Below are 20,417 nucleotides of genomic sequence, written 5' to 3'. Positions count from 1 at the left end.
GGGGTGTCAGCCGCGACGGCTGCGTGTGCGGACGACGTCGAGGAGGACGGCGAGGACCACGACGACGCCGATAAGAACCTGTTGCCATTGGACGGGCAGCCCCATGGAGAGCAAGCCCGTCTTGAGGACGGAGATAACGAAGACGCCGATGAGGGTGCCCCACAGGGAACCGATTCCGCCTGCGAGAGATGTGCCGCCGATGACGCAGGCCGCAATCGCGTACATCTCTTGACCATTACCGGTCTGCGGGGTGATCGAGGAGAAGGTCGCCGCGTAGATGACGCCTGCCAGACCGCAGAAGAAGCCGTTGATGACGTACACCCAGAACTTCCAGTGCTTGACGACAACGCCCGAGAGTTCGACGGCCTCTTCATTCGAGCCGATGGCGTAGGTATAGCGCCCGAGTTTCGTCCTCTTGAGGAGGAACCACGCCATGGCGAAGAAGGCCGCTAGCCACAAGACTCCGACGGGCAGGGAGTGGGACTTGTAGATGACCTGCTTGAACCAACCGTCGGGGCTACCGAGGGCGGGGTAGGTCTGAGTCTGGACATTGGCGACGACTGCGCACAGACCGAGGGAGACGAATTGCATGCCGAGGGTCGCGATGAATGGCGGCAGGTGGAGGTATCCGACGAGGATGCCGTTGCCGACGCCGAAGAGCACTCCGACGAGCAGGACGATCAACAGTGAAACGGCGATTGGCAAATGCCAGACGTTGTAGGCGACACCACCGACGAGTGCCGCTCCGACCATGACTGTGCCCGATGACAGATCGATTCCTGCGGTGATGATGACGAAGGTCATTCCGATGGCGAGGAAGCCGATGTAGTACGAGGAGTCGAGGATGGAGACGAAGGTGTCGGCAGTGGCGAATCGATTGCCGAAGACCGCGAAGAACGCGTAGAGGATCACCAGGGCGACGAGCGCCATGACCTGTTGCATGGCCGGGCCTGATAGGGATGGGAGCGACAGATTCTTCTTGACCATCAGTCTTCCTTCTTTTCTTGAGCAGTGGCGAGAGCCATGATGCGGACTGGAGTGGCGTCGGCGATGTCGAGTTCGCCCGTCTTGCGGCCCTCGCACATGACGAGGATCCGATCTGACAGGTGAAGCACCTCGTCGAGGTCGCTGGATACGAGGATGATCGACTTGCCCTCGTCGACCAAGGAGTTCATGAGCGCATAGATCTCAGCGCGAGCACCGATGTCGATGCCGCGGGTCGGCTCGTCGAAGATGAGGATATCCATGTCGCGCAGCAGCCACTTCGCGAGGACGACCTTCTGCTGGTTCCCACCGGACAGATTGCGCACGCGCTGGCGGATCGAGGGGGTTTTGATCCTGAGCAGGTCGACGAAGCGCTTCGCCTGTGAGGAGCTCTCCTTGTCCTTGACGACCATTGCCCGGGAGAGCAGATCGTAGGAGGGCAATTCGATGTTGTCCTGGATCGTCAGATTGGTGACGAGCCCATAGCGCTTGCGATCCTCGGAGAGGTAGGCGATACCGGCGTTGACGGCGTCCCTGGGATGGGAGAAGCACATGGATCGTCCATTGACGGTGATCGATCCGCTCGACGCCGGGTCGGCACCGAAAAGGATCTCCATCGTCTCGGTGCGCCCGGCGCCGACGAGACCCGCAAAGCCGAGGATCTCACCTTTCTTGAGGGTGAAGGACACGTCGTGCACGCGCGTCGAGTTGAGACCGGTCGCTTCGAGGACGACGGGCGCGTTGGCGGACACCGTCGATGTCTCCTTCTTCGCATTGACGACCGCGCGCCCCACCATCATCTCGATTATGTCGTCGACGGTGCATGCTGCGGTGTCGCGGGTCCCGACGTGCGTGCCATCGCGGAACACGGTGATTCTGTCGGATACGTCCATCACTTCGTGCATGCGGTGGGAGATGTAGACGATCGCGACCCCGGCATCGCGCATGACGCGGATCTTGTTGAGGAGTTCGACCGACTCGGTCTCCGAGAGGGCTGCGGTGGGCTCATCGAGGATAAGCACCGTCGTCGCCGGGAAGGACATCGCGCGGGCGATCTCCACCAGCTGCGTCTTGCCGACGGTGAGCTCGCGGAGCTGATCGGTCGCTTTGACACCGATGTCAAACTCGTCGATGAGCGCTTGCGCCCTCTCGTTGAGTTCGGTATCGGAAATGACGAGGCCGTCCCCTTCGCGTCCGATGAAGATGTTCTGGGCGACCGTGAGGTCCGCCATCATATTGAGTTCCTGGTGAACGATCGAGATGCCCTTGTTCTGGGCGTCCCTGATCGAGTGGAAATCGGCGTTGACTCCATTGAATTCATAGATTCCGTCGAAATCCGTGTACATCCCGGTCATGATCTTGATCAGAGTGGACTTTCCGGCGCCGTTCTCACCGACGATTGCGTGCACCTCGCCCGGACGAAGGTCGAAGTCCACTTGATCGAGAGCTGTGACGCCCGGGAAGGTCTTCGTTACGGAGCGCATCCGCAGGCGCAGGTCTTCACTTCCCATGCTGTCCCCTTTCTGTGTGCAATGAGCTCACGCCCGCACGGCATGGTTGACGAGGGCTTGTCCGTACGGCTCTGTAGTCTGCAACGACTGTCGTAATCGATTGAATGAGCGAAACACTCATCAACTGACAACGTTGTCAACCTGTTGTTAAGATTATGCTCCAGATGACGATGAATCAACTCCCGACAGATATCGGACTGGTAACAATGGCGACCGACTCACATCCCGGACCTGAGCCGCCGCCCTCTGGCACCCGATCACTGCGACGGCACGGTGCTTCCCGGGTGACGATGCGAGAGGTCGCCACGCTCGCCCGTGTTGGTATCAAGACCGTTTCCCGCGTCATCAACGCCGAACCCAATGTTTCCGCGTCAACGGCAGAGCGGGTGTGGGCTGCCATCGAGGCACTCGATTACCACCCCGATATGCGAGCAGGCTCACTGAGGCGGGCCGACGGGCGGACAAGAACTATCGCCGTCCTCGTCTCGAGCGTTGACAATCCCTTCGCCGGCGAGATGCAGCGCGGCGTTGAAGACGAGGCTCGGCGCCGGGGCATCGTCGTCCTCGCAGCAAGCCTCGATGAGGATCCCGAGCGTGAAGTGGCTGTGCTGCGCGATCTTCGCGCCCGCCACGTCGATGGGATCATCCTCGCGACGACGACGGATGCCATCACCCATCAAGCGGCCGTCTCCACAATGGAGATCCCCACGGTCTTCGTCGACCGCAAGCCCTCATACGACAAGGCGCATTCCGTCACGAGCGATAACCGCGAGGGCGCCCGGCGCGGCACCGCGCACCTCATCTCCCACGGCCACCGCCGCATCGCCTTCCTCATGGAGCGCTCATCCATCCCGACGGCCGCACAGCGCTACCTCGGATTCCTCGACGCGCTCGCCGATGCCGGTATCGCCGCCACCGACTGCCCCGTCATTGAAGTGGGTTCGACGACCCGGGCGGCTGAAGAGGCCATCACCGCGCTCTTCGATTCACCGAATGTACCGACTGCTGTTTTCAGTTCGCAGAATATGCTCACGATCGGTGCTCTTCGAGCCCTTCACGCCGCACACCGCCAGCACGACATCGCCCTCGTCGGATTCGACGACATCCCCCTGGCGGAGCTGCTCGATCCCCCGCTGACCGTGATCCGCCAAGACCCGACGCTGATCGGCCGCACCGTCGCCCGGCAGTTGTTCTCCTTGTTAGACAGCGAGGAACCGATATCACATCACATCGATATCCCCACCCGGCTCATCATCCGTGGATCCGGGGAGATCAGGCCGGGTTCAGCGGCCTCTTGAAAGGCTCAGAAACTCGAATTGCGGATATCGCGCAACGCCTTCTTGCGGGTGGCGCGATCGAGGCGGTCGATGTAGATGAAACCGTCGAGGTGATCGCATTCGTGCTGAAGGCATCGGGCCATGAGTTCTTCGCCCTCGATGATCTTCTTCTTCCCGTCGAGGTCGATGCCCTCGACGCGGGCGTACCAGGCGCGCTTCGTCGGGTACCACAGGTCGGGGACCGACAAACATCCCTCATCGCCGTCCTGGTACTCGTCGTCGCTCACCTCAACGATTCTCGGGTTGAGGATGTAGCCGATCTCCCCGTCGATATTCCAGGAGAACGCCCGCAATCCGACGCCGATCTGGTTGGCGGCGAGTCCCGCACGCCCCTCCATGTCGACGCCCTCGACGAGATCCTCGACGAGGGCCTTCACCGATGCGTCAATCGTGGTGATCGGGTCGCACGGGGTGCGAAGAATCGGATCGCCAATGATTCGAATATCGCGAATCGTCATTGTCACTTGCCTTCCATCAGTCGCCGGTGGGCGTCCATGATCTGATGGACGGCCTCGTCAACGCGAACGTCGCGTCGCTGCCCGCCGACTCGTTCGCGGATCTCCACGTTTCCGTCGGCTAGGCCGCGCCCGACGACGAGCCCGAGGGGGATGCCGACGAGTTCGCAGTCGGCGAATTTCACCCCCGCGGATACCTTGCGCCGATCGTCGAAGAGGACGTCCAAGCCCGCGGCATCGAGGTGTTCGGCGATTTCGCGCGCCGCATCGAAGACGTCATCGCCCTTGCCCGTTGCCAAGACGTGAACGTCGAAGGGCGCGACCTGTGCCGGCCACGCAAGACCCTTGTCATCGCATGTTGACTCGGCTATGGCCGCGAGGACCCGGGAAATGCCGATGCCGTAGGAGCCCATGGTGACGACCTGGGACTTTCCATTCTCATCGAGGACCGTCAGTCCGAGGGCCTTCGCATACTTGCGTCCGAGGGCGAAGATGTGGCCTACTTCGATGCCCCGTTCCAGGTGGAGGGGGCCCGAGCCGTCGGGGGCGGGATCACCCTCGCGCACCTCAGCCGCCTCGATGGTGCCGTCGGCGGTGAAGTCTCGTCCCATGACGAGATCGAGGACGTGGTGACGATCCTTGTTCGCGCCCGTCACCCAGGCCGTGCCATCGACGATGCGCGGATCGACGAGGTAACGGACCGAGCCGACCGAGTCGCCGTTCTCATCAACCGTGCGATTCGGGGAGTTCGGGCCGATAGCCGTCGGACCGATGTAGCCGCGGACGAGTTCAGGATGCTCCTCGAAATCCGCGTCGCTCGCCATTTCGACCTCGGCGGGGGCGACGGAGGCTTCGAGGCGCTTCATGTCAACATCTCGATCGCCGGGGATACCGACGATGAGCAACTCGCGGGTGCCATCGGGGTGCGTGAGCGCGACCACGACGTTCTTGAGGGTGTCTGCTGCTGTCCAGGGCCGATCCTCGCGGGGATACTCGGCGTTGACGAGTTCGACGAGCGTGTCGATCGTCGGGCAGTCGGGGGTGGGGACCACGCGCGCGGGTCTTGTCCCCGAGGCGGTGACCAGATCGGGAACAGGGGTCGTCACCGCCTCCGCATTGGCCGCATACCCCCCCGGCGAACGCACAAAGGTGTCCTCGCCGATCGGGCTGGGGTGGAGGAATTCTTCGGAGCGTGACCCCCCCATCGGTCCCGACTTCGCGGACACGATGACGTAGTCGAGGCCGAGGCGGGTGAAGATGCGCTGGTAGGCGGCGCGCTCTTGGAGGTAGGACGCGTCGAGTCCCTCGTCAGTGAGGTCGAAGCTGTAGGCGTCCTTCATGACGAATTCACGGCCGCGGATGACGCCGGCGCGGGGTCTGGCCTCGTCGCGGTACTTCGTCTGGATCTGATAAAGCGTCGTCGGAAGATCCTTGTACGAGGAGTACATGTCCTTGACGAGGAGGGTGAACATCTCCTCATGCGTCGGCGCGAGGAGATAGTCCCCGGACTTGCGATCCTCCAGCTTGAACAATGTGGGACCGTATTCATCCCAGCGGTTCGTCGCCTTATAGGGGTCTGCGGGGAGCAGAGCGGGGAAGAGAACTTCCTGCGCACCCATGCGGTCCATCTCCTCGCGGACGATGTTTTCAATCCTGCGCAGGACCCTCAGGCCGAGGGGCAGCCATGTGTAGATGCCCGGAGCGGTGCGCCTGATGTATCCGGCGCGGACGAGGAGCCTGTGGGAATCGACCTCGGCATCGGCGGGGTCTTCGCGCAATGTGCGCAGGAAGAAAGAGGATAGGTTTCTCAGCACCGTTCCAGATTAGTGCACCGGGGCGATACGGGGCCACTTCGCCCGCAGGCCCTGGGCGTCAGCGCGATCGCCGCTGTGCGCCCACGGCGTTAGCCATCCGTCTGGCGCACGGTGCAGGCAGCTCGGAGTCGATCCTGTCCGGATGGTGCTCGTAGAATCGGCGGGTCATCCACCCCGGGTACGCCCACTGCGGCATCGGCTCATCGAAGGCGCACCACAGTGCGACCAGCGCGATCGCAATGAATAGGGCGATCACCGTAGACGCTTCATAGGAGGCGCCTCTGCCGATGATGGTCCTGGCTACGAGGGCGCCCGTGGCGATCCATGCGAGGCCAACGAGGGGGACGATCGGCCAGATGATCGCCTGGAGCTGCCCGATCGTCGGGCGATCCGCCAGCGGATAGAGCCGCTCTGCGCTGATCCGGCGCATACGCGGGGACAAACCCGCCCAGATCCACAGCCACGTGAGGAGGATGCCGAGCCCGGTGAGGACCAGCATGGCGACTCCGCCCCATTGAGCCATGAACCGCCCTCCTTCACATGGTGCGCCGTTATGAGCGCCGATTGCCGCCCCGGTCAGTGTAGCGATGCGGCCGCCGTCCTCGCCGTTAGGGACGATCCTTTATGCCCGTCGAGTCGCTCGCCCACTAGGATGCGAGTTCCGCCGCCTTCTTGATGTCATGCAGCAGCATCATTGCGGTCACGGATTCGAGCGCGAGCCCCGTCCACAGAGCGGCTTTTGGCGCATCGGGCTCGCAGGACTGGTGCCGTTCGCGCAGGTGGAGCAGCGTTCGCCCATTTGTCAGCGGCAGGAGCGCGAACACGCAGGTGCCGGGCAGATCGTCCTCGTCCTCGAGACCGGGGGTGGGCACCGCCAAAATGAGCGCCTCCTCCTCTTCGCGGGCGATCACCCGCGAAGCTTCGTCGTCTTCGAATGCGCCCACGAGGACGGACCACACGGTCCGGGCGTCGGCGTCGATGCGGATTCCGCGGTCGACGACGACATCCGCTGCAGCGATGATAAGGTCGCCGGGAAGGGAGACTGCGGCTTCAGACGCCGTCAACCCGATGCGCTTGGGGAACCCGGTCGCCCAAACGGCAACCGCCAACGCGCTCGCTGAGAGTGCAGCGGCACAACGAATGCGCATAATCGATGCCCCTCTCAGCGGCTCGGGCCAGCAGTGACGGGGATCACCTCAACGGAGCCCTCCCCCGCTGCCAAGCCCATTTCCTCGGCGAGGATATTGGCGCGACGGATGAGGGTTTCGACGATCTGATCCTCGGGAACGGTCTCGACAACCTTGCCCTGGATGAAGATCTGTCCCTTACCATTGCCCGAGGCGACACCGAGGTCGGCCTCGCGAGCCTCCCCGGGACCGTTGACGACGCATCCCATGACGGCGACGCGCAACGGGACCGTGAGATCCTTGAGACCCTCGGTGACACTCTCGGCAAGGGTCCACACATCGACTTGGGCGCGTCCGCATGACGGGCACGACACGATTTCGAGGGTGCGCTCCCTCAGTCCCATGTATTCGAGAAGCTTAGTGCCGACCTTGACCTCTTCGACGGGAGGCGCTGACAGAGAGACCCTGATCGTGTCACCGATTCCCTCGGCGAGCAGGATCGAGAATGCCGATACCGACTTGATCGTCCCCTGAAATGCAGGTCCCGCTTCGGTCACGCCCAGGTGGAGCGGCCAGTCGCCGTGTTCGCAGAGCTGGCGGTAAGCCTCCACCATGGTGAGGACGTCATGGTGTTTGACGGAGATCTTGAAATCGTGGAAGTCATTCTCCTCGAAGAGAGAGGCCTCCCAGACGGCCGATTCGACGAGTGCCTCGGGGGTCGCTCGCCCGTATTTCTTCAGCAGGCGCGGATCCAGTGATCCTGCGTTGACTCCGATGCGCAAAGAGACCCCCGCATCGGAGGCCGCCTTACAGATCTCCTTCACCTGGTCATCGAATTTTCGGATATTGCCGGGGTTAACCCTCACCGCGCCGCATCCGGCCTCGATCGCTTGGAACACATACTTCGGATTGAAATGGATGTCGGCAATGACCGGGATACGCGACTGCTTCGCAATGATCGAGAGGGCCTCGGCGTCCTTGTCGGTCGGACAGGCGACGCGAACGATGTCGCATCCCGCTGCAGTCAGTTCCGCGATCTGCTGGAGCGTCGCACCGATGTCGTGGGTCTTGGTCGTCGTCATCGATTGGACCGACACCGGAGCATCACCGCCGACGGGGAGCCGTCCGACCATGATCTGGCGGGTCTGCTTACGAGGGAAGACGGACGCCTTCACAGTGGGCATGCCCAAGGGGATCTCATTCACTGTTTCATTATTGCCCACAAGTCGCATCCGGTCGTGGTGATCTTCAGCTGAGAGCGTCCTGAGTGGCACACGCCACCGATATAGAATAGCTACAAAACAATTGTGTAGCTCCACTGAGCACCCGCCAATTCGAAGGAGAATCGTGGAACACCGCACCTTGGGATCAACCGGTCATTCAACCTCGGTCATCGGAATCGGCACCTGGCAGTTAGGAACCGACTGGGGCAATGTCAGCACCGAACAGGCCACACAGGTACTCGATACGGCGCTGAGTGTCGGCATCAACTTCGTCGACACCGCCGACGTCTACGGCGACGGGCGATCCGAGACCCTCATCGGAGGCTATTGCGCGAACATGGATGATAAGCAGCGCCCCTTCATCGCTACGAAGATGGGGCGTCGAGTCGACCAGAGGCCCGAGAACTACACCCGAGAGGCCATGCTCGCCTGGAACGACCGATCCCGGGCGAACCTCGGCGTCGAGATGCTCGACCTCGTTCAACTGCATTGCCCGCCCACCGAAGTCCTCGCCAACCCCGCAACGTGGGACATCCTGCGCGAAATGGTCGACGCCTCCAGAATCCGCGCCTTCGGAGCGTCAGTGGAGACATGCAAGCAGGCACTCATCGCGATGGACCACGGAGCCCAGACGATTCAGATCATCATCAACGTCCTGCGCCCCAAGCCTCTCGAAGAGGTGCTCCCTCGGGCATTCGAACAGGGAGTGGGCATCATCGCCCGCGTACCCCTCGCCTCCGGACTATTGTCGGGCAGATACCGCCACAACACTGTTTTCTCCGCTCAAGACCACCGCACATATAACCGCGACGGTTCCGCCTTCGACATCGGAGAGACCTTCTCCGGCGTTCCCTACGATCTGGGAGTCGACGTCGCCCAGGAGTTCGTCGCACTGTGCGAGAGCCTCGGGCCCGAGGGCGCCTCACCCACGCAGATCGCATTGCGGTGGATTCTCGACGCCCCCGGAGTAACGACGGTCATCCCGGGCGCGCGCAATGGCGAGCAGGTCCTTTCCAACGCGCGAGCAGCGGATGTGGATCCCCTGTCCCCCGAGCTCACCGGGGCGCTTTCAGACCTGTACGACTCGAAGGTGCGCGAGTACATCCACCACCGCTGGTGAGGGCCGCACCAGCGGCGGCAAAGCGACGATTCGACCATTCGCCGCCCCAACCCGGCCCCGATCAACGGATCGATACGGCAGTACCGAAAGATGACGCCGGACCGCCGTGACACCACCGCGCCGATTGCATAACACAACGCTGACATCACTTTATTGAGGAGCGCTCGAGGATGCCCATCGATGGTCATCTCATAATGAAGTCGCCGCTTGACATCCGATGAAACGGATGCCGAATCATTGTTGCGCAGGTCACAACATAATAGAAAAACATTATTGAATTGTGACCCAGAAGCTGTGCCGACGATGCCGTTAGCAACGTTTACGATCACCGTGCCTCCACGCATCACCCCCTGAGTGAAAGGCACCCTCATGGTGTGGATACAGCTTCTGGTCGTCCTGGCATGTCTCGTCCTCGGTACGCGCTATGGCGGCCTCGGACTCGGCGTCATCTCCGGGTTCGGCCTCGTCATACTCGTCTTCCTCTTCCGTCTGTCCCCTGGGAGCCCGCCGGTTTCGGTGATGCTCACAATCCTTGCGGTCATCTCCTGCGCGTCGATCCTCCAAGCAGCGGGCGGCCTCGACGTCCTCATGCGCTTCGCGGAAAGGATCCTGCGCAAACACCCTTCGCGCATCACCCTCCTCGCGCCGTTGACGACATGAACCCTCACGATGCTTTGCGGCACCGGTCACGTCGTCTACACGATGTTCCCGATCATTGAAGACATTGCTCTGTCGAAGAACATCCGCCCCGAGCGGCCCATGGCCGTCTCCTCGGTCTCCGCCCAGGTCGGCATCATGGCGTCGCCCGTTTCCGTCGCCACCGTCACCCTCGTGTCGGTCCTTTCCGAGCACGCAGAGTCGACGGGAGGGACTGCGATTTCGATCCCGCAAGTTCTTCAGGTTTCCATTCCCGCAACCCTGTGCGGCGTTCTCGCCGCTGCTCTGTGGAGCCTGCGCCGTGGAAAGGACCTCGATAAAGATCCACTGTTCCAGGCGAAGCTCGCCGACCCTGAGCAGCGCAGCTACATCTACCAGGGCGGTGATGATGCGACACTGCTTGACAGGGTGTTCCCGCGCAGCGCGTACATCGCGACTGGTATCTTCTTCACGACCATCGGCGTCGTCGTCCTCATGGGCGCCTTCGAGCAGCTCCGTCCGCTGATCCTCGGCGACAACGGAGAGGCCTCGCGCCTGTCGATGAACCTTGTCATCCAGATGCTCATGCTCGTTGCCGGAGCCCTCATCCTCATCATCTGCAAGGTTCCGACCAAAAAAGTGCCGAAAATGAATGTCTTCAGCGCGGGCATGGTCGCCCTGGTGTCCGTGTTCGGCGTCGCTTGGATGAGTGAGACCTACTTCGGCGCCCACGTCGATGGCCTGAAGGAGACGCTATCAGGCATGGTTGAATCTTACTCGTGGACCTACGCCATTGCGCTGTTCCTCGTATCGAAACTCGTCAACTCGCAAGGGGCGGCGATCGCAGCAATGGCTCCGATCGGTTTGGCGATCGGCGTCGATCCGGTGACCATGGTTGGTTTTGCGTCGGCCGCCTACGGATATTTCGTCCTGCCGACCTACCCCTCAGACCTCGCGGCCATCGGCTTCGACCGAACGGGGACCACGCACATCGGCAAGTACATCATCAACCACTCCTTCATCATCCCCGGACTGATCTGCGTCGGCGTCGGCTGTCTAGTCGGAACCGGTCTCGCCCGGCTCCTCCTCTGATCCCCGGACGCACCCGCGTCCGGGTGGAGAACAAATCGTTATGCCCCCTCCTCTACATCAGGGTGAGGGGGCGAACAATATCCGCGACAACAAGGAAGGCGCTCATAATGAGGAGCAGGGCGCCCACTGCCCATGTCAGTGGAACGAGGCGAGCGGTATCGGCCGGACCCGGATCGGAGAGCGAACGAAGGCGTGCCCACCCGCGCCGCATCCCCTCCCAGGCCGCTCCCACGATGTGCCCGCCGTCGAGCGGGGGCAGCGGAATGAGATTGAACACGCACAGCGCCATATTGAGCGATGCCAATAGCGACAGGAGGAAGGCGATGGTGCCGCGCCAATTCGCAGTACCGCCCGCAGACGCCTCCTGGGTAGCCTCGCCCGCAATGCGGCCCACGCCGACGACCGACATGATGCCGTTGACGTCGCGGGGGGCTCCCGTTACCAGGGAGACGCCCACATCCCAGACTGCAACGGGCAGTCGGACGATCGCCGACGCCGTGCCGGTGAACATCGCAGTGAAGACATCCCAGGTGGCGCCCCACGAGGCGGGAGCGTATTCGACGCCCGCCGCCACGCCGATCACCCAGGAATCATTGGTATTTCTCACCGCGGAGAGGGAATGGGAGTGGGTGACTCCCCCGCGTTCGACCTCGATAACGATGGGCGCGCCCGCGGAGTCAGCGACGAGCCCGGGGAATTCGGACCATTCGGCGACCGGGGCGCCGTTGACAGCGATGATCGTATCCCCGGCCATGATGCCCGACTCCGCCGCCGGGGACGCGACCTCACCCGCAGGGGTCTGCACCGTTTCCGAGACCGCCGACAGGGTAAGGGAGGGAGAGGCGACCCCGATGCCGACGAGCGCGGACGAGATGAGGAGGAAGGACAGTGCGAGATTCATCGCTGGTCCCCCCATCATGACGATGAGCTTCTTCCACCAAGCGAGCCTGTAGAAAGCGCGGTGCTCGGAGCCTTCGGGGAGTTCCTCCGAGGAAGTCCTGCGCGCCTCCTCGGCGAGCGTGATGCGCCCCCTCCGATTCGTCAGGCGCGTTCCGGCGCGCGCGGGCGCAAACATTCCAAGAATCCGCACGAACCCGCCGAGTGGAAGGAGCTTGAAGGCGTAGGTCGTCTCCCCGATCCGCTTTTTGACCAGTGTCGGTCCGAATCCGATCGCATATTCGGGCACGAGGGCGCCGAAACGCTTCGCCGGTATGAGATGACCGATTTCGTGCAGCCCGATCGAGGCGACGAGACCGACGACGATGACGAGAATTCCCCAACCCGAACCCATCAGTGCACCGTCGTACGCAGAATCCGCGCCCTCGCCTCGTCGCGTGCCCATTCCTCTACGCCCATGATGTCCTCAAGATCGGGCTCTGCGATCCCATCATGATCCTCGACGATGCCGCGCAGGGTATCGACAATGCCGAGCCAGCTGAGATCTGCTCGGACGAAGGCGTCGACGAGCACCTCATTCGCGGCGTTCATCACCGCCGGGTGCGTCGCTGAGGCGGCCACCGCTCGCCGTGCGAGGGCGACGGCGGGGAAGGTCTCGTCATCGATCGGCTCGAAGGTCCACGACTGCGCCGTCTGCCACGACAGGGGCTCCTCCACATGGGCGAGTCTGCGCGGCCATGTCAGCCCCAGGGCGATCGGCAGCCGCATATCGGGGGGCGAGGCCTGCAGTGTCGTCGCCCCGTCGATCCACGTCACCATGGAATGAACGATCGACTGGGGGTGCACCGTCGTGAGGACGTGTTCTGGAGCGACATCGAAGAGCAGGTGAGCCTCGATCAACTCCAATCCCTTGTTGACGAGAGTGGAGGAGTTGATGGTGACCACCGGCCCCATATCCCACGTCGGATGGGCGAGCGCTTGAGCAGGTGTGACATCGGCGAGTTCGGCACGACTCTTCCCCCGGAAGGGTCCTCCGGAGGCCGTCAGAACGAGGTCGGCGACCTCGGAGCGGCCGGTGACCACGGGAGAAGTCAGACCCGCCTCATGGACGCCGGAGGCGAGCGCTTGGGCGATGGCCGAGTGCTCGGAGTCGACGGGGACGATCTGACCAGGGCGGACGGTCGCTCCTTGCACGAGGTGGCCGCCCACGACGAGGGACTCCTTATTGGCGAGAGCGAGTGTCGCACCCGATGACAGAGCCGCAAGTGTGGGGGCGAGCCCCACTCCCCCGGTGATGCCGTTGAGGACGACCCCCTCGGGGGCGAGGAGTGCGACCTGTGCAGCCGCATTAGCACCCGTGAGGATCTGGGGCATGGGGTGTGCGGGGGCGAGTGCGCCGAGCACTTCGACGAGGGCGTCCGCATTCGTTCTCGCGATCGCGACGGCCTCGGGATTGTAGTCGATGATCTGGCGGGCCAGAAGATCGATGTGGGCGCCCCCGGCTGCGAGTGCGCGGACCTCGAATTGTTCGGGGTGCGCGCTGATGACGTTGAGCGCCTGGGTACCGATGGAGCCCGTGGACCCGAGGATGACGACCGGCGTGGGTGCGGAAGCTGCCATGGAGGCGCTCACTCGACTGCGAGGAGGATCTCGACGGCGCGACCCAGGTAGGCGTCGACGGGCCCCTCGGCGTAGGCCTTCTTCCCGCGGGCGGGTTTGAAGATGGCGAGCCGCACGTCATCGACGCGCAGGGGGCTGCCCTCGTCGAAGTATGCGGCGAGACGGTCGAGGAGGTCGTCGACGGCCGTCGCTTCGTAGCCGCGTCCGGAGTCGGGGTGGGCGAATCGACTACCTCGGGGACGCAGGAGGCGGTCATAGAGCGTGGTCGCACGATCCGCGACTCGCTCGAGCCACGCGGCCTCGCCATTGACTGCGACGTGATCGGCGCGATCGCGCTGCACGAATGCCGCTTCGAGCCTGTTCATCGCAGCGTCGACGGCGTCGATGCGGTAGCCGCCCCGTTTGAGCGGGAAAGTCGCCTGACGCACTTGCTGAGCTGAGAACTGTTCAGCCGGAACGCCCCCCTCGTAGGCGCGACGGGCATCGTCGAAGAAGGTGTCGACACGGTCCGGGGTGTAGCCGTGCTTGAAGAAGCCCACCTTCGGGAAAGCGTCACTCATCGAGTCTCCTGCGTCAAAGTTGTCGTTGTGGCATGTCCATCGCGGACGACCGTGGCCAGCTGACCACAGGCTCCATCGATGTCGGATCCGCGAGTATCGCGGATAGTTGTCGATAATCCATTGTTGCGCAGCGTCGCGACAAAAACATCTTGTGCGCGCCGTGTGGAGGCAGTCCATATCGTTCCGGGCGTCGGATTGAGCGGAATCGGATTGACATGCGCCCACCCGTGCCCGCGCCTATTGAGTTCGTCGGCGAGCATGCGGGCGCGGTACTCCTGATCGTTCATGTCCTTGATGAGCGCGTATTCGATCGACACGCGCCTGCCCGTCGCCACGAAGTAGCGCCGCGCAGCATCGAGGAGTGCACCCACCTTCCATCGCGAGTTGATCGGGATCAGTTCGTCGCGAAGATCATCATCGGGCGCATGGAGCGACACGGCGAGAGTCACCGGGAGCCCCTCAGCGGCGAGCTTGTCGATCGCCGGAACCAGGCCGACCGTTGACACGGTGACATTGCGGGCGGATAGCCCGAAACCTTCGGGCGGGGGATCGATGATGCGGTGCAGCGCATTGACGACCGCCCGGTAGTTCGCCAACGGCTCGCCCATGCCCATGAAGACGACATTCGACAGGCGGGTGGGGCCGTTGAGGGCACCGTCACGACATGCGGCCTGCGCGTGACGGACCTGGTCAACGATCTCAGCGGTCGACAGGTTGCGCGTGAGACCCATCTGACCGGTCGCGCAGAAGGGACACGCCATGCCGCACCCCGCCTGGGATGAGATGCACAACGTCGTCCGCTCCGGATAACGCATGAGGACCGACTCGACGCGCGCGCCGTCGAAGAGTTGCCACAGGTGTTTGATCGTCAGTCCGCCGTCGGCGCGCTGGGCGACGACCTCCTCGACGAGGTCGGGAAGCAGCGCCGTGCGGATCTGGTCGTGCATCGCCCGGGGAATATTGCTCATCTGCGATGGATCCGCCGTGAAGCGCTCGAAGTAATGACGGGAGAGCTGATCGGCGCGGAATGCGGAGAACCCCGCGTCGCGCAGCACCTGCTTGCGCCCCGCCGCATCGAGATCGGCGAGGTGGGCGAGGGGCTTACCCTTGCGCTTGGGCGCGAAGGACAGGACCGGTACGGCGTCCGGCGAGGCAGCGCCCTCGGGCGGCTGGTCCGTCGGTCGGACCTCGCGCTTGTCATGCGTGTTGCTCATCTTCCCCCACTCACTGACCACGAGAAGATCATGTACATGAGGGGCGCCACCATGACGAGGGCGTCGACGCGGTCGAGGAGTCCCCCATGCCCGGGCAAGATCTGAGACATGTCTTTGAGACCCGCTTCACGCTTGATGAGCGACTCCGTCAAATCTCCGAGCGTGCCGACAATGCATGTGCCGATGCCTGCGACCAGTCCCCACGCCCAGTGGGTGTCGAGAAGCATGAATGCTCCAACGCCCACTGTCAGGGCTGCGATGAGGGAACCCGAAAAGCCCTCCCATGACTTCTTCGGCGACAGTCGCGGCGCCATCGGATGCTTCCCGAAGAGGACTCCCGCCGCCCAGCCGCCGGTGTCGGAAGCGACGACGAGAGCGATATAGGTAAGAAGGACCCATGGCGAAGCGAAGTCGTGAGCGATGAGAACGATGAAGGAACCGAGGAAGGGCACGTAGAGCGCCGCGAAGACCGAAGCCACGACATCGTGTACCCGCCCCTTGGGTTCCGCATCGAGGATCTTCCACGAGATCGCAGCGAACACGGTCGCGTAGAGCGCGAAGAGAAGCGCTTCGGGACCGAGAGTCCACGCGCATGTCGCCATGCCCGCCGCTCCGACGTAGAGCGGAGCGAGAGTGAGACGGGAGCCGAGCCTGGCGAAGGCTCCGGCGAGCTCCCACAGGGCACCCCACATGAGGATGATGACGACCGCCACGAAGGCGGGCCTGTAGAAGAAGAGCGGGAGGCCGACGCCAACCACGAGGACCACCGCCGTCGCCACCGCAGCGGGAAGATTGCGCCCCGCACGCCCCGTCGCGGCGAGGGGCTCCCCCTCGCGGGTCGGACCCGGATGGAAGACCCTGCGCAAGCGCTGAGAGGAGGAATCCATCGTCGTCACAGGGTCAGCAGTTCGCTTTCCTTCGTTGCGAGCATCTTGTCGATCTGGTCGACGTGGCTCTTCGTCACCGATTCTAGAGACTTCTCTGCGCGATCGACCTCGTCCTCGCCGACCTCGCCGTCCTTCTTGAGACGATCGAGGCTCTCCTTCGCCTTGCGGCGAATGCTGCGAACCGAGACGCGCCCCTCTTCGGCCTTCGTCTTTGCCTGCTTGACGTAGTCGCGGCGACGCTCCTCGGTGAGGGCGGGCAGGACGACACGGATGACGTTTCCGTCGTCGGTGGGGTTGACGCCCAGGTCTGATTCGCGCAGAGTCCGCAGGATCTCAGCGGTCGCCGTTCGGTCGAAGGGCGAGATGAGGACTGTGCGCGCTTCAGGGATCTGGAAGGAGGCGAGTTGCTGCATCGGAGTCGGCGCCCCGTAGTAGTCCACGAGAAGCTGGTTGAACATCGCAGAGTTCACGCGACCGGTGCGGATATTGGCGAATTCGTTTCGCGCAGAATCCACTGCGCGATCCATCTTGTCCTCTGCTTCGAGGAGAATCTCGTCTATCACTGAAGCTCCTTTACTGGTCAGTCTTCTGTCGTGACAAGAGTACCGATTCTCTCGCCCATGAGTGCAGCGGTCACATTGCCGGGCTCCGACATTCCGAAGATTCGCGTGGTGAGTCCATTATCGCGGCACAGGGCCAGCGCCGTCGCATCGACGACCTTGAGTTCGCGTGCGAGCGCATCGGAGTAGGTGACGAAGTCGAGGCGCTTCGCCTCGGGATTCGTCCGCGGGTCGGAATCGTACACGCCGTCCACGCCGTTCTTGGCGACGAGAAGTTCATCGCAGTGAGTCTCGAGAGCGCGCTGGGCGGACACGGTGTCGGTGGAGAAGAAGGGCATTCCAGCGCCGGCGCCGAAGATGACGACGCGCCCCTTGTCGAGGTGGCGGATGGCCCGCAGCGGGATGTACGGCTCGGCGACCTGCGTCATGGTGATCGCGGACTGAACGCGCGCTGCAACGCACGACTGCTCGATGAAGTCTTGCAGGGCGAGCGCGTTCATGACAGTGCCGAGCATGCCCATGTAGTCGGCGCGAGAGCGGTCCATGCCCGCCGAGGCGAGTTGCGCGCCGCGGAAGAAGTTACCGCCGCCGACGACGACGGCGACCTGAACTCCCCCGTTCACTGCGGTGGCGATCTGCTGCGCGATGTCGCGCACGACGGTCGGGTCGAGGCCGACGGAGCCGCCTCCGAAGGCTTCTCCGGAAAGTTTGAGAAGAACACGACGTGGTTGAGTCATTGGGAGGATCTCCTATGGAGGCGTGGAATGGGGCGGACAGTGTGATGGCCCCGCCCAGGCGGGCGGGGCCATCACCGGGCTCAGGCTCCGACGTGGACGCGAACGAATTCGGTCACCGTCGCACCCGCGGATGCGAGCACCTGGCCGACGGTCTTCTGCGGATCGCGCGCAAAGGCCTGGTCGACAAGGCAGTTGTCCTTGTAATAAGCCTCGAGGCGCCCGGCGACGATCTTCGGAACGATGTGCTCGGGCTTGCCCTCTTCGAGGGTGATCTTCTCGAGCGTTGCGCGCTCCTTGTCGAGGACGTCGGCGGGGACGTGATCACGATCGAGGTACGTCGGCATGTAGGCGGCGACGTGCATCGCGATATCGTGCGCGACCTCTGCCCCGGCGGCGTCGGTCACGACGAACACGCCGACCTGCGGGGGCAGATCGGGGCTGGTCTGATGCAGGTAGAGATCGACGTTCTCGCCCTCAACGCGGACAACGCGGCGGATCTCAAGCTTCTCGCCGATGATCGCGGCCATGCCGTTGAGCTTGTCCTGAACCGTCTCATCGCCCATGGGGGCCGCGAGGAGGGACTCGACGTCCGCAGCCTTGGAAGCGACCGCGGAGGCGAGGACCTCGTTGGCGAAGTCGATGAACTTCTGGTTCTTGGCCACGAAGTCGGTCTCGGAGTTCACCTCGACGAGAACGCCCACGCCGTTCTCGCATTGAGCGGCGATGAGACCGGCAGACGCCTGGCGGCCCTCGCGCTTGGACAGAGACTTCAAGCCCTTGAGACGGATGATCTCGAGGGCCTTCTCAACGTCGCCGTCGGCCTCAGTGAGAGCCTTCTTCACGTCCATCATTCCGGCGCCGGTCTGCTCGCGCAGCGCCTTGACGTCAGCAGCGGTGAAATTCGCCATTGATGTCTTTCCTCTCTGGGGTGTTGTGGTCAGTCCTGTGCGGGTGCTTCTTCAGCGGCGGGCGCTTCTGCGGCCTCTTCAGCCGCGGGGGCAGCCTCAGCCGCAGGGGTCTCGCCCTCGAGGAGTTCGCGCTCCCACTCGGCCAGGGGCTCGGCGACGGTCTCGGAGGAATCCTGGGATTTGCGAGTCTCGGAGCGGGCGAGCAAGCCGTCGGCAACGGCGTCGGCCATGACGCGGGTGAGCAGCGCGACTGCGCGGATGGCGTCGTCATTGCCCGGGATGCGGTAGTCGACCTCATCCGGGTCGGCATTCGTGTCGAGGATCGCAACGATCGGAATGTTGAGCTTGCGGGCCTCGGAGACCGCGAGGTGCTCCTTCTTCGGGTCGACGACCCACAGTGCGGAGGGGACCTTGGCCATGTCGCGGATGCCGCCGAGAGTGCGCGAGAGCTTGTCCTTCTCGCGACTCATCATGAGCAGTTCCTTTTTGGTGTGGCCGGAGGCGGCGACATCGGTGAAGTCGACCTGTTCGAGCTCCTTGAGGCGTTGGAGGCGCTTGGCGACGGTCGAGAAGTTGGTGAGCATACCGCCGAGCCAACGGTGGTTGACGTAGGGCATTCCGACTCGCAGTGCCTGTTCGGCAACCGCTTCCTGAGCCTGCTTCTTCGTTCCGACGAAGAGGATGGAGCCGCCGTGGGCGACGGTCTGCTTCACGAAGTCGTAAGCGATATCGATATCGGCGATGGTCTGCTGGAGATCGATGATGTAAATGCCATTGCGCTCAGTGAGGATGAAGCGCTTCATCTTCGGGTTCCAACGGCGGGTCTGGTGGCCGAAATGCACACCGGACTCGAGGAGTTGACGCATAGTGACGACTGCCATTACATCGTCCTTCCCCCGCTCGAGGCGGGATCTGGGGGGCGGCGCCCCCGGTTTCGGTTCATGCTCAGTCCCGGCGGTTCCGGGTGAGCCCTAGTGCCATGACCGATCGCCTCCCCGCAGGGACCGTGGCAATCGCGCCCGCCCGGGTCGGCGCCCGACGCGAAATGGCACGCGAAGTCACATGCACAGCATGCGCACAAGTAGTTTAGACCATCGGATAAACGCAGCCGAAAAGCCACGGCTGTGACCCTCATCGCCCGTCCCGTCCACAGCCCGCGCCCCGCACCCGTCCCGTCCACAGCCCGGCTCATAGGAGGAGGCGCTCCGAGCACCGTTGGAGCACGCTTGACCCCATGGCCCTCCCCCGTCTGCTTATAATCCTCGTACCAGCCCTCACCGTCCTAGCGCTTACGGGTGCCGAGCCCGCGTTGGGCGACTCGTCAACGCAGCGCAGATGGTCGTGGCCGACGGAGTATCCAGTCGCCGTCGCCCGCCCCTTCGATCCCCCCATCCGCGACTGGATGCCCGGGCATCGCGGCGTCGACCTCGATGTCGATACCGGAACGATCGTGCGCGCACCCGCAGACGGTCGGGTGGTCGTAGCGGGACAGATCGTCGACCGGGGAGTCGTCGCCATTGACCACGGCTCCCTCCGCTCGGCATTCGAACCCGTCGAGCCCCTCGTCCGCGTCGGCGATACCCTCGCCGAGGGAGACCCGATCGGCATCGTCGTTGAGGGCCACTCCCCCGGCTCTCTCCACTGGGGGGTCAAGCGAAGCCGGGCGGACTATGTCGACCCTCTTCGGATGCTCATCGGGCGGACCGTCCTCAAACCCTGGGACAGCGTGTGAGGC

19 protein-coding genes and 1 pseudogene are annotated in these 20,417 nt (G+C 63.5%); 4 read left to right on the top strand and 16 right to left on the bottom strand.

Translation table 11 applies throughout. The features are described from left to right. Positions 1-6: 6 nt before the first annotated feature. Positions 7-987 (bottom strand): ABC transporter permease, encoded by a 981-nt coding sequence (locus tag BQ7471_RS05310; RefSeq protein ID WP_076464774.1) that lies wholly within the window; start codon positions 985-987, stop codon positions 7-9. Beyond that, positions 987-2,495, bottom strand: a complete 1,509-nt coding sequence (locus BQ7471_RS05305) for a sugar ABC transporter ATP-binding protein (protein WP_076464773.1) — start codon at positions 2,493-2,495, stop codon at positions 987-989. Before BQ7471_RS05305 ends, BQ7471_RS05310 begins: the two co-directional genes overlap by 1 nt. 290 nt (positions 2,496-2,785) lie before the next feature. Here BQ7471_RS05305 and BQ7471_RS05300 point away from each other — a divergent pair, with 290 nt between their 5' ends. Further along, complete coding sequence (locus BQ7471_RS05300; protein ID WP_076464771.1) at positions 2,786-3,793, top strand: LacI family DNA-binding transcriptional regulator; 1,008 nt, start codon at positions 2,786-2,788, stop codon at positions 3,791-3,793. A 5-nt stretch (positions 3,794-3,798) separates the two neighbouring features. Here the strand turns inward: BQ7471_RS05300 and def are convergent, their stop codons facing one another. The 5 genes from def to ispG form a co-directional block, all read right to left on the bottom strand. Further along, positions 3,799-4,290 carry a peptide deformylase gene (gene def, locus BQ7471_RS05295; protein ID WP_076464770.1) on the bottom strand — a complete coding sequence of 164 codons (492 nt, stop codon included), beginning with the start codon at positions 4,288-4,290 and terminating at the stop codon, positions 3,799-3,801. A gap of 2 nt (positions 4,291-4,292) precedes the next feature. Continuing rightward, positions 4,293-6,101 (bottom strand): proline--tRNA ligase, encoded by a 1,809-nt coding sequence (locus tag BQ7471_RS05290; RefSeq protein WP_076464768.1) that lies wholly within the window; start codon positions 6,099-6,101, stop codon positions 4,293-4,295. 58 nt (positions 6,102-6,159) lie between these two features. Next, complete coding sequence (locus BQ7471_RS05285; protein ID WP_076464766.1) at positions 6,160-6,624, bottom strand: hypothetical protein; 465 nt, start codon at positions 6,622-6,624, stop codon at positions 6,160-6,162. Between the two features lie 124 nt (positions 6,625-6,748). Continuing rightward, positions 6,749-7,210 (bottom strand): hypothetical protein, encoded by a 462-nt coding sequence (locus BQ7471_RS05280; RefSeq protein WP_235821243.1) that lies wholly within the window; start codon positions 7,208-7,210, stop codon positions 6,749-6,751. A 53-nt stretch (positions 7,211-7,263) separates the two neighbouring features. Beyond that, complete coding sequence (gene ispG, locus BQ7471_RS05275; RefSeq protein ID WP_076466180.1) at positions 7,264-8,412, bottom strand: flavodoxin-dependent (E)-4-hydroxy-3-methylbut-2-enyl-diphosphate synthase; 1,149 nt, start codon at positions 8,410-8,412, stop codon at positions 7,264-7,266. A gap of 163 nt (positions 8,413-8,575) precedes the next feature. Here ispG and BQ7471_RS05270 point away from each other — a divergent pair, with 163 nt between their 5' ends. Further along, positions 8,576-9,571, top strand: coding sequence for an aldo/keto reductase (locus BQ7471_RS05270; RefSeq protein ID WP_076464763.1), 996 nt, complete (start codon positions 8,576-8,578; stop codon positions 9,569-9,571). A gap of 369 nt (positions 9,572-9,940) precedes the next feature. Continuing rightward, positions 9,941-11,299, top strand: a pseudogene (locus BQ7471_RS05265) (anaerobic C4-dicarboxylate transporter). A gap of 52 nt (positions 11,300-11,351) precedes the next feature. On the opposite strand, the gene BQ7471_RS05260 reads toward BQ7471_RS05265, so the two are convergent. From BQ7471_RS05260 to rpsB, 9 genes are all read right to left on the bottom strand, one after another. Continuing rightward, complete coding sequence (locus BQ7471_RS05260) at positions 11,352-12,590, bottom strand: M50 family metallopeptidase (RefSeq protein WP_076466177.1); 1,239 nt, start codon at positions 12,588-12,590, stop codon at positions 11,352-11,354. After that, complete coding sequence (gene dxr, locus BQ7471_RS05255; protein ID WP_076464762.1) at positions 12,590-13,816, bottom strand: 1-deoxy-D-xylulose-5-phosphate reductoisomerase; 1,227 nt, start codon at positions 13,814-13,816, stop codon at positions 12,590-12,592. The genes BQ7471_RS05260 and dxr overlap by 1 nt, the downstream gene beginning before the upstream one ends. Positions 13,817-13,824: 8 nt before the next feature. Next, positions 13,825-14,376 carry a DivIVA domain-containing protein gene (locus BQ7471_RS05250; RefSeq protein ID WP_076464760.1) on the bottom strand — a complete coding sequence of 184 codons (552 nt, stop codon included), beginning with the start codon at positions 14,374-14,376 and terminating at the stop codon, positions 13,825-13,827. Then, positions 14,373-15,590 (bottom strand): dual-specificity RNA methyltransferase RlmN, encoded by a 1,218-nt coding sequence (gene rlmN, locus BQ7471_RS05245; protein WP_076464759.1) that lies wholly within the window; start codon positions 15,588-15,590, stop codon positions 14,373-14,375. The genes BQ7471_RS05250 and rlmN overlap by 4 nt, the downstream gene beginning before the upstream one ends. Next, positions 15,587-16,477, bottom strand: coding sequence for a phosphatidate cytidylyltransferase (locus BQ7471_RS05240; protein ID WP_076466178.1), 891 nt, complete (start codon positions 16,475-16,477; stop codon positions 15,587-15,589). The genes rlmN and BQ7471_RS05240 overlap by 4 nt, the downstream gene beginning before the upstream one ends. A gap of 5 nt (positions 16,478-16,482) precedes the next feature. Next, a complete protein-coding gene (gene frr, locus BQ7471_RS05235; RefSeq protein ID WP_076464757.1) occupies positions 16,483-17,040 on the bottom strand; it encodes a ribosome recycling factor in 558 nt (185 codons plus the stop codon). A 17-nt stretch (positions 17,041-17,057) separates the two neighbouring features. Then, complete coding sequence (pyrH, locus tag BQ7471_RS05230) at positions 17,058-17,774, bottom strand: UMP kinase (RefSeq protein WP_076464756.1); 717 nt, start codon at positions 17,772-17,774, stop codon at positions 17,058-17,060. 80 nt (positions 17,775-17,854) lie between these two features. Next, positions 17,855-18,682 (bottom strand): translation elongation factor Ts, encoded by an 828-nt coding sequence (tsf, locus tag BQ7471_RS05225; RefSeq protein WP_076464754.1) that lies wholly within the window; start codon positions 18,680-18,682, stop codon positions 17,855-17,857. 29 nt (positions 18,683-18,711) lie between these two features. Beyond that, entirely contained in the window at positions 18,712-19,563 is an 852-nt protein-coding gene (gene rpsB, locus BQ7471_RS05220) for a 30S ribosomal protein S2 (RefSeq protein WP_076464753.1), read from the bottom strand. Positions 19,564-19,916: 353 nt separating this feature from the next. On the opposite strand from rpsB, the gene BQ7471_RS05215 reads away from it, so the two are divergent. Continuing rightward, positions 19,917-20,414: a murein hydrolase activator EnvC family protein gene (locus tag BQ7471_RS05215; protein WP_076464751.1), complete on the top strand. Its 498-nt coding sequence runs from the start codon at positions 19,917-19,919 to the stop codon at positions 20,412-20,414. The last annotated feature ends 3 nt before the right edge of the window (positions 20,415-20,417 follow it).

This window comes from Actinomyces mediterranea, assembly GCF_900155595.1.
Taxonomy (GTDB): Bacteria; Actinomycetota; Actinomycetes; order Actinomycetales; family Actinomycetaceae; genus Pauljensenia; species Pauljensenia mediterranea.
The sequence above is the reverse complement of the archived record's forward strand: the minus strand, read 5'-3'. Positions and strand labels throughout refer to the sequence as shown.

Excerpts from the sequence above, each read along its gene's own strand:
- BQ7471_RS05310 (WP_076464774.1), bottom strand. The coding sequence starts at position 987 with ATGGTCAAGAAGAATCTGTCGCTCCCATCCCTATCAGGCCCGGCCATG.
- BQ7471_RS05305 (WP_076464773.1), bottom strand. The coding sequence starts at position 2,495 with ATGGGAAGTGAAGACCTGCGCCTGCGGATGCGCTCCGTAACGAAGACC.
- BQ7471_RS05300 (WP_076464771.1), top strand. The coding sequence starts at position 2,786 with ATGCGAGAGGTCGCCACGCTCGCCCGTGTTGGTATCAAGACCGTTTCC.
- def (WP_076464770.1), bottom strand. The coding sequence starts at position 4,290 with ATGACGATTCGCGATATTCGAATCATTGGCGATCCGATTCTTCGCACC.
- BQ7471_RS05285 (WP_076464766.1), bottom strand. The coding sequence starts at position 6,624 with ATGGCTCAATGGGGCGGAGTCGCCATGCTGGTCCTCACCGGGCTCGGC.
- ispG (WP_076466180.1), bottom strand. The coding sequence starts at position 8,412 with ATGCCCACTGTGAAGGCGTCCGTCTTCCCTCGTAAGCAGACCCGCCAG.
- BQ7471_RS05260 (WP_076466177.1), bottom strand. The coding sequence starts at position 12,590 with ATGGGTTCGGGTTGGGGAATTCTCGTCATCGTCGTCGGTCTCGTCGCC.
- dxr (WP_076464762.1), bottom strand. The coding sequence starts at position 13,816 with ATGGCAGCTTCCGCACCCACGCCGGTCGTCATCCTCGGGTCCACGGGC.
- BQ7471_RS05250 (WP_076464760.1), bottom strand. The coding sequence starts at position 14,376 with ATGAGTGACGCTTTCCCGAAGGTGGGCTTCTTCAAGCACGGCTACACC.
- rlmN (WP_076464759.1), bottom strand. The coding sequence starts at position 15,590 with ATGAGCAACACGCATGACAAGCGCGAGGTCCGACCGACGGACCAGCCG.
- BQ7471_RS05240 (WP_076466178.1), bottom strand. The coding sequence starts at position 16,477 with ATGGATTCCTCCTCTCAGCGCTTGCGCAGGGTCTTCCATCCGGGTCCG.
- pyrH (WP_076464756.1), bottom strand. The coding sequence starts at position 17,774 with ATGACTCAACCACGTCGTGTTCTTCTCAAACTTTCCGGAGAAGCCTTC.
- tsf (WP_076464754.1), bottom strand. The coding sequence starts at position 18,682 with ATGGCGAATTTCACCGCTGCTGACGTCAAGGCGCTGCGCGAGCAGACC.
- rpsB (WP_076464753.1), bottom strand. The coding sequence starts at position 19,563 with ATGGCAGTCGTCACTATGCGTCAACTCCTCGAGTCCGGTGTGCATTTC.
- BQ7471_RS05215 (WP_076464751.1), top strand. The coding sequence starts at position 19,917 with ATGGCCCTCCCCCGTCTGCTTATAATCCTCGTACCAGCCCTCACCGTC.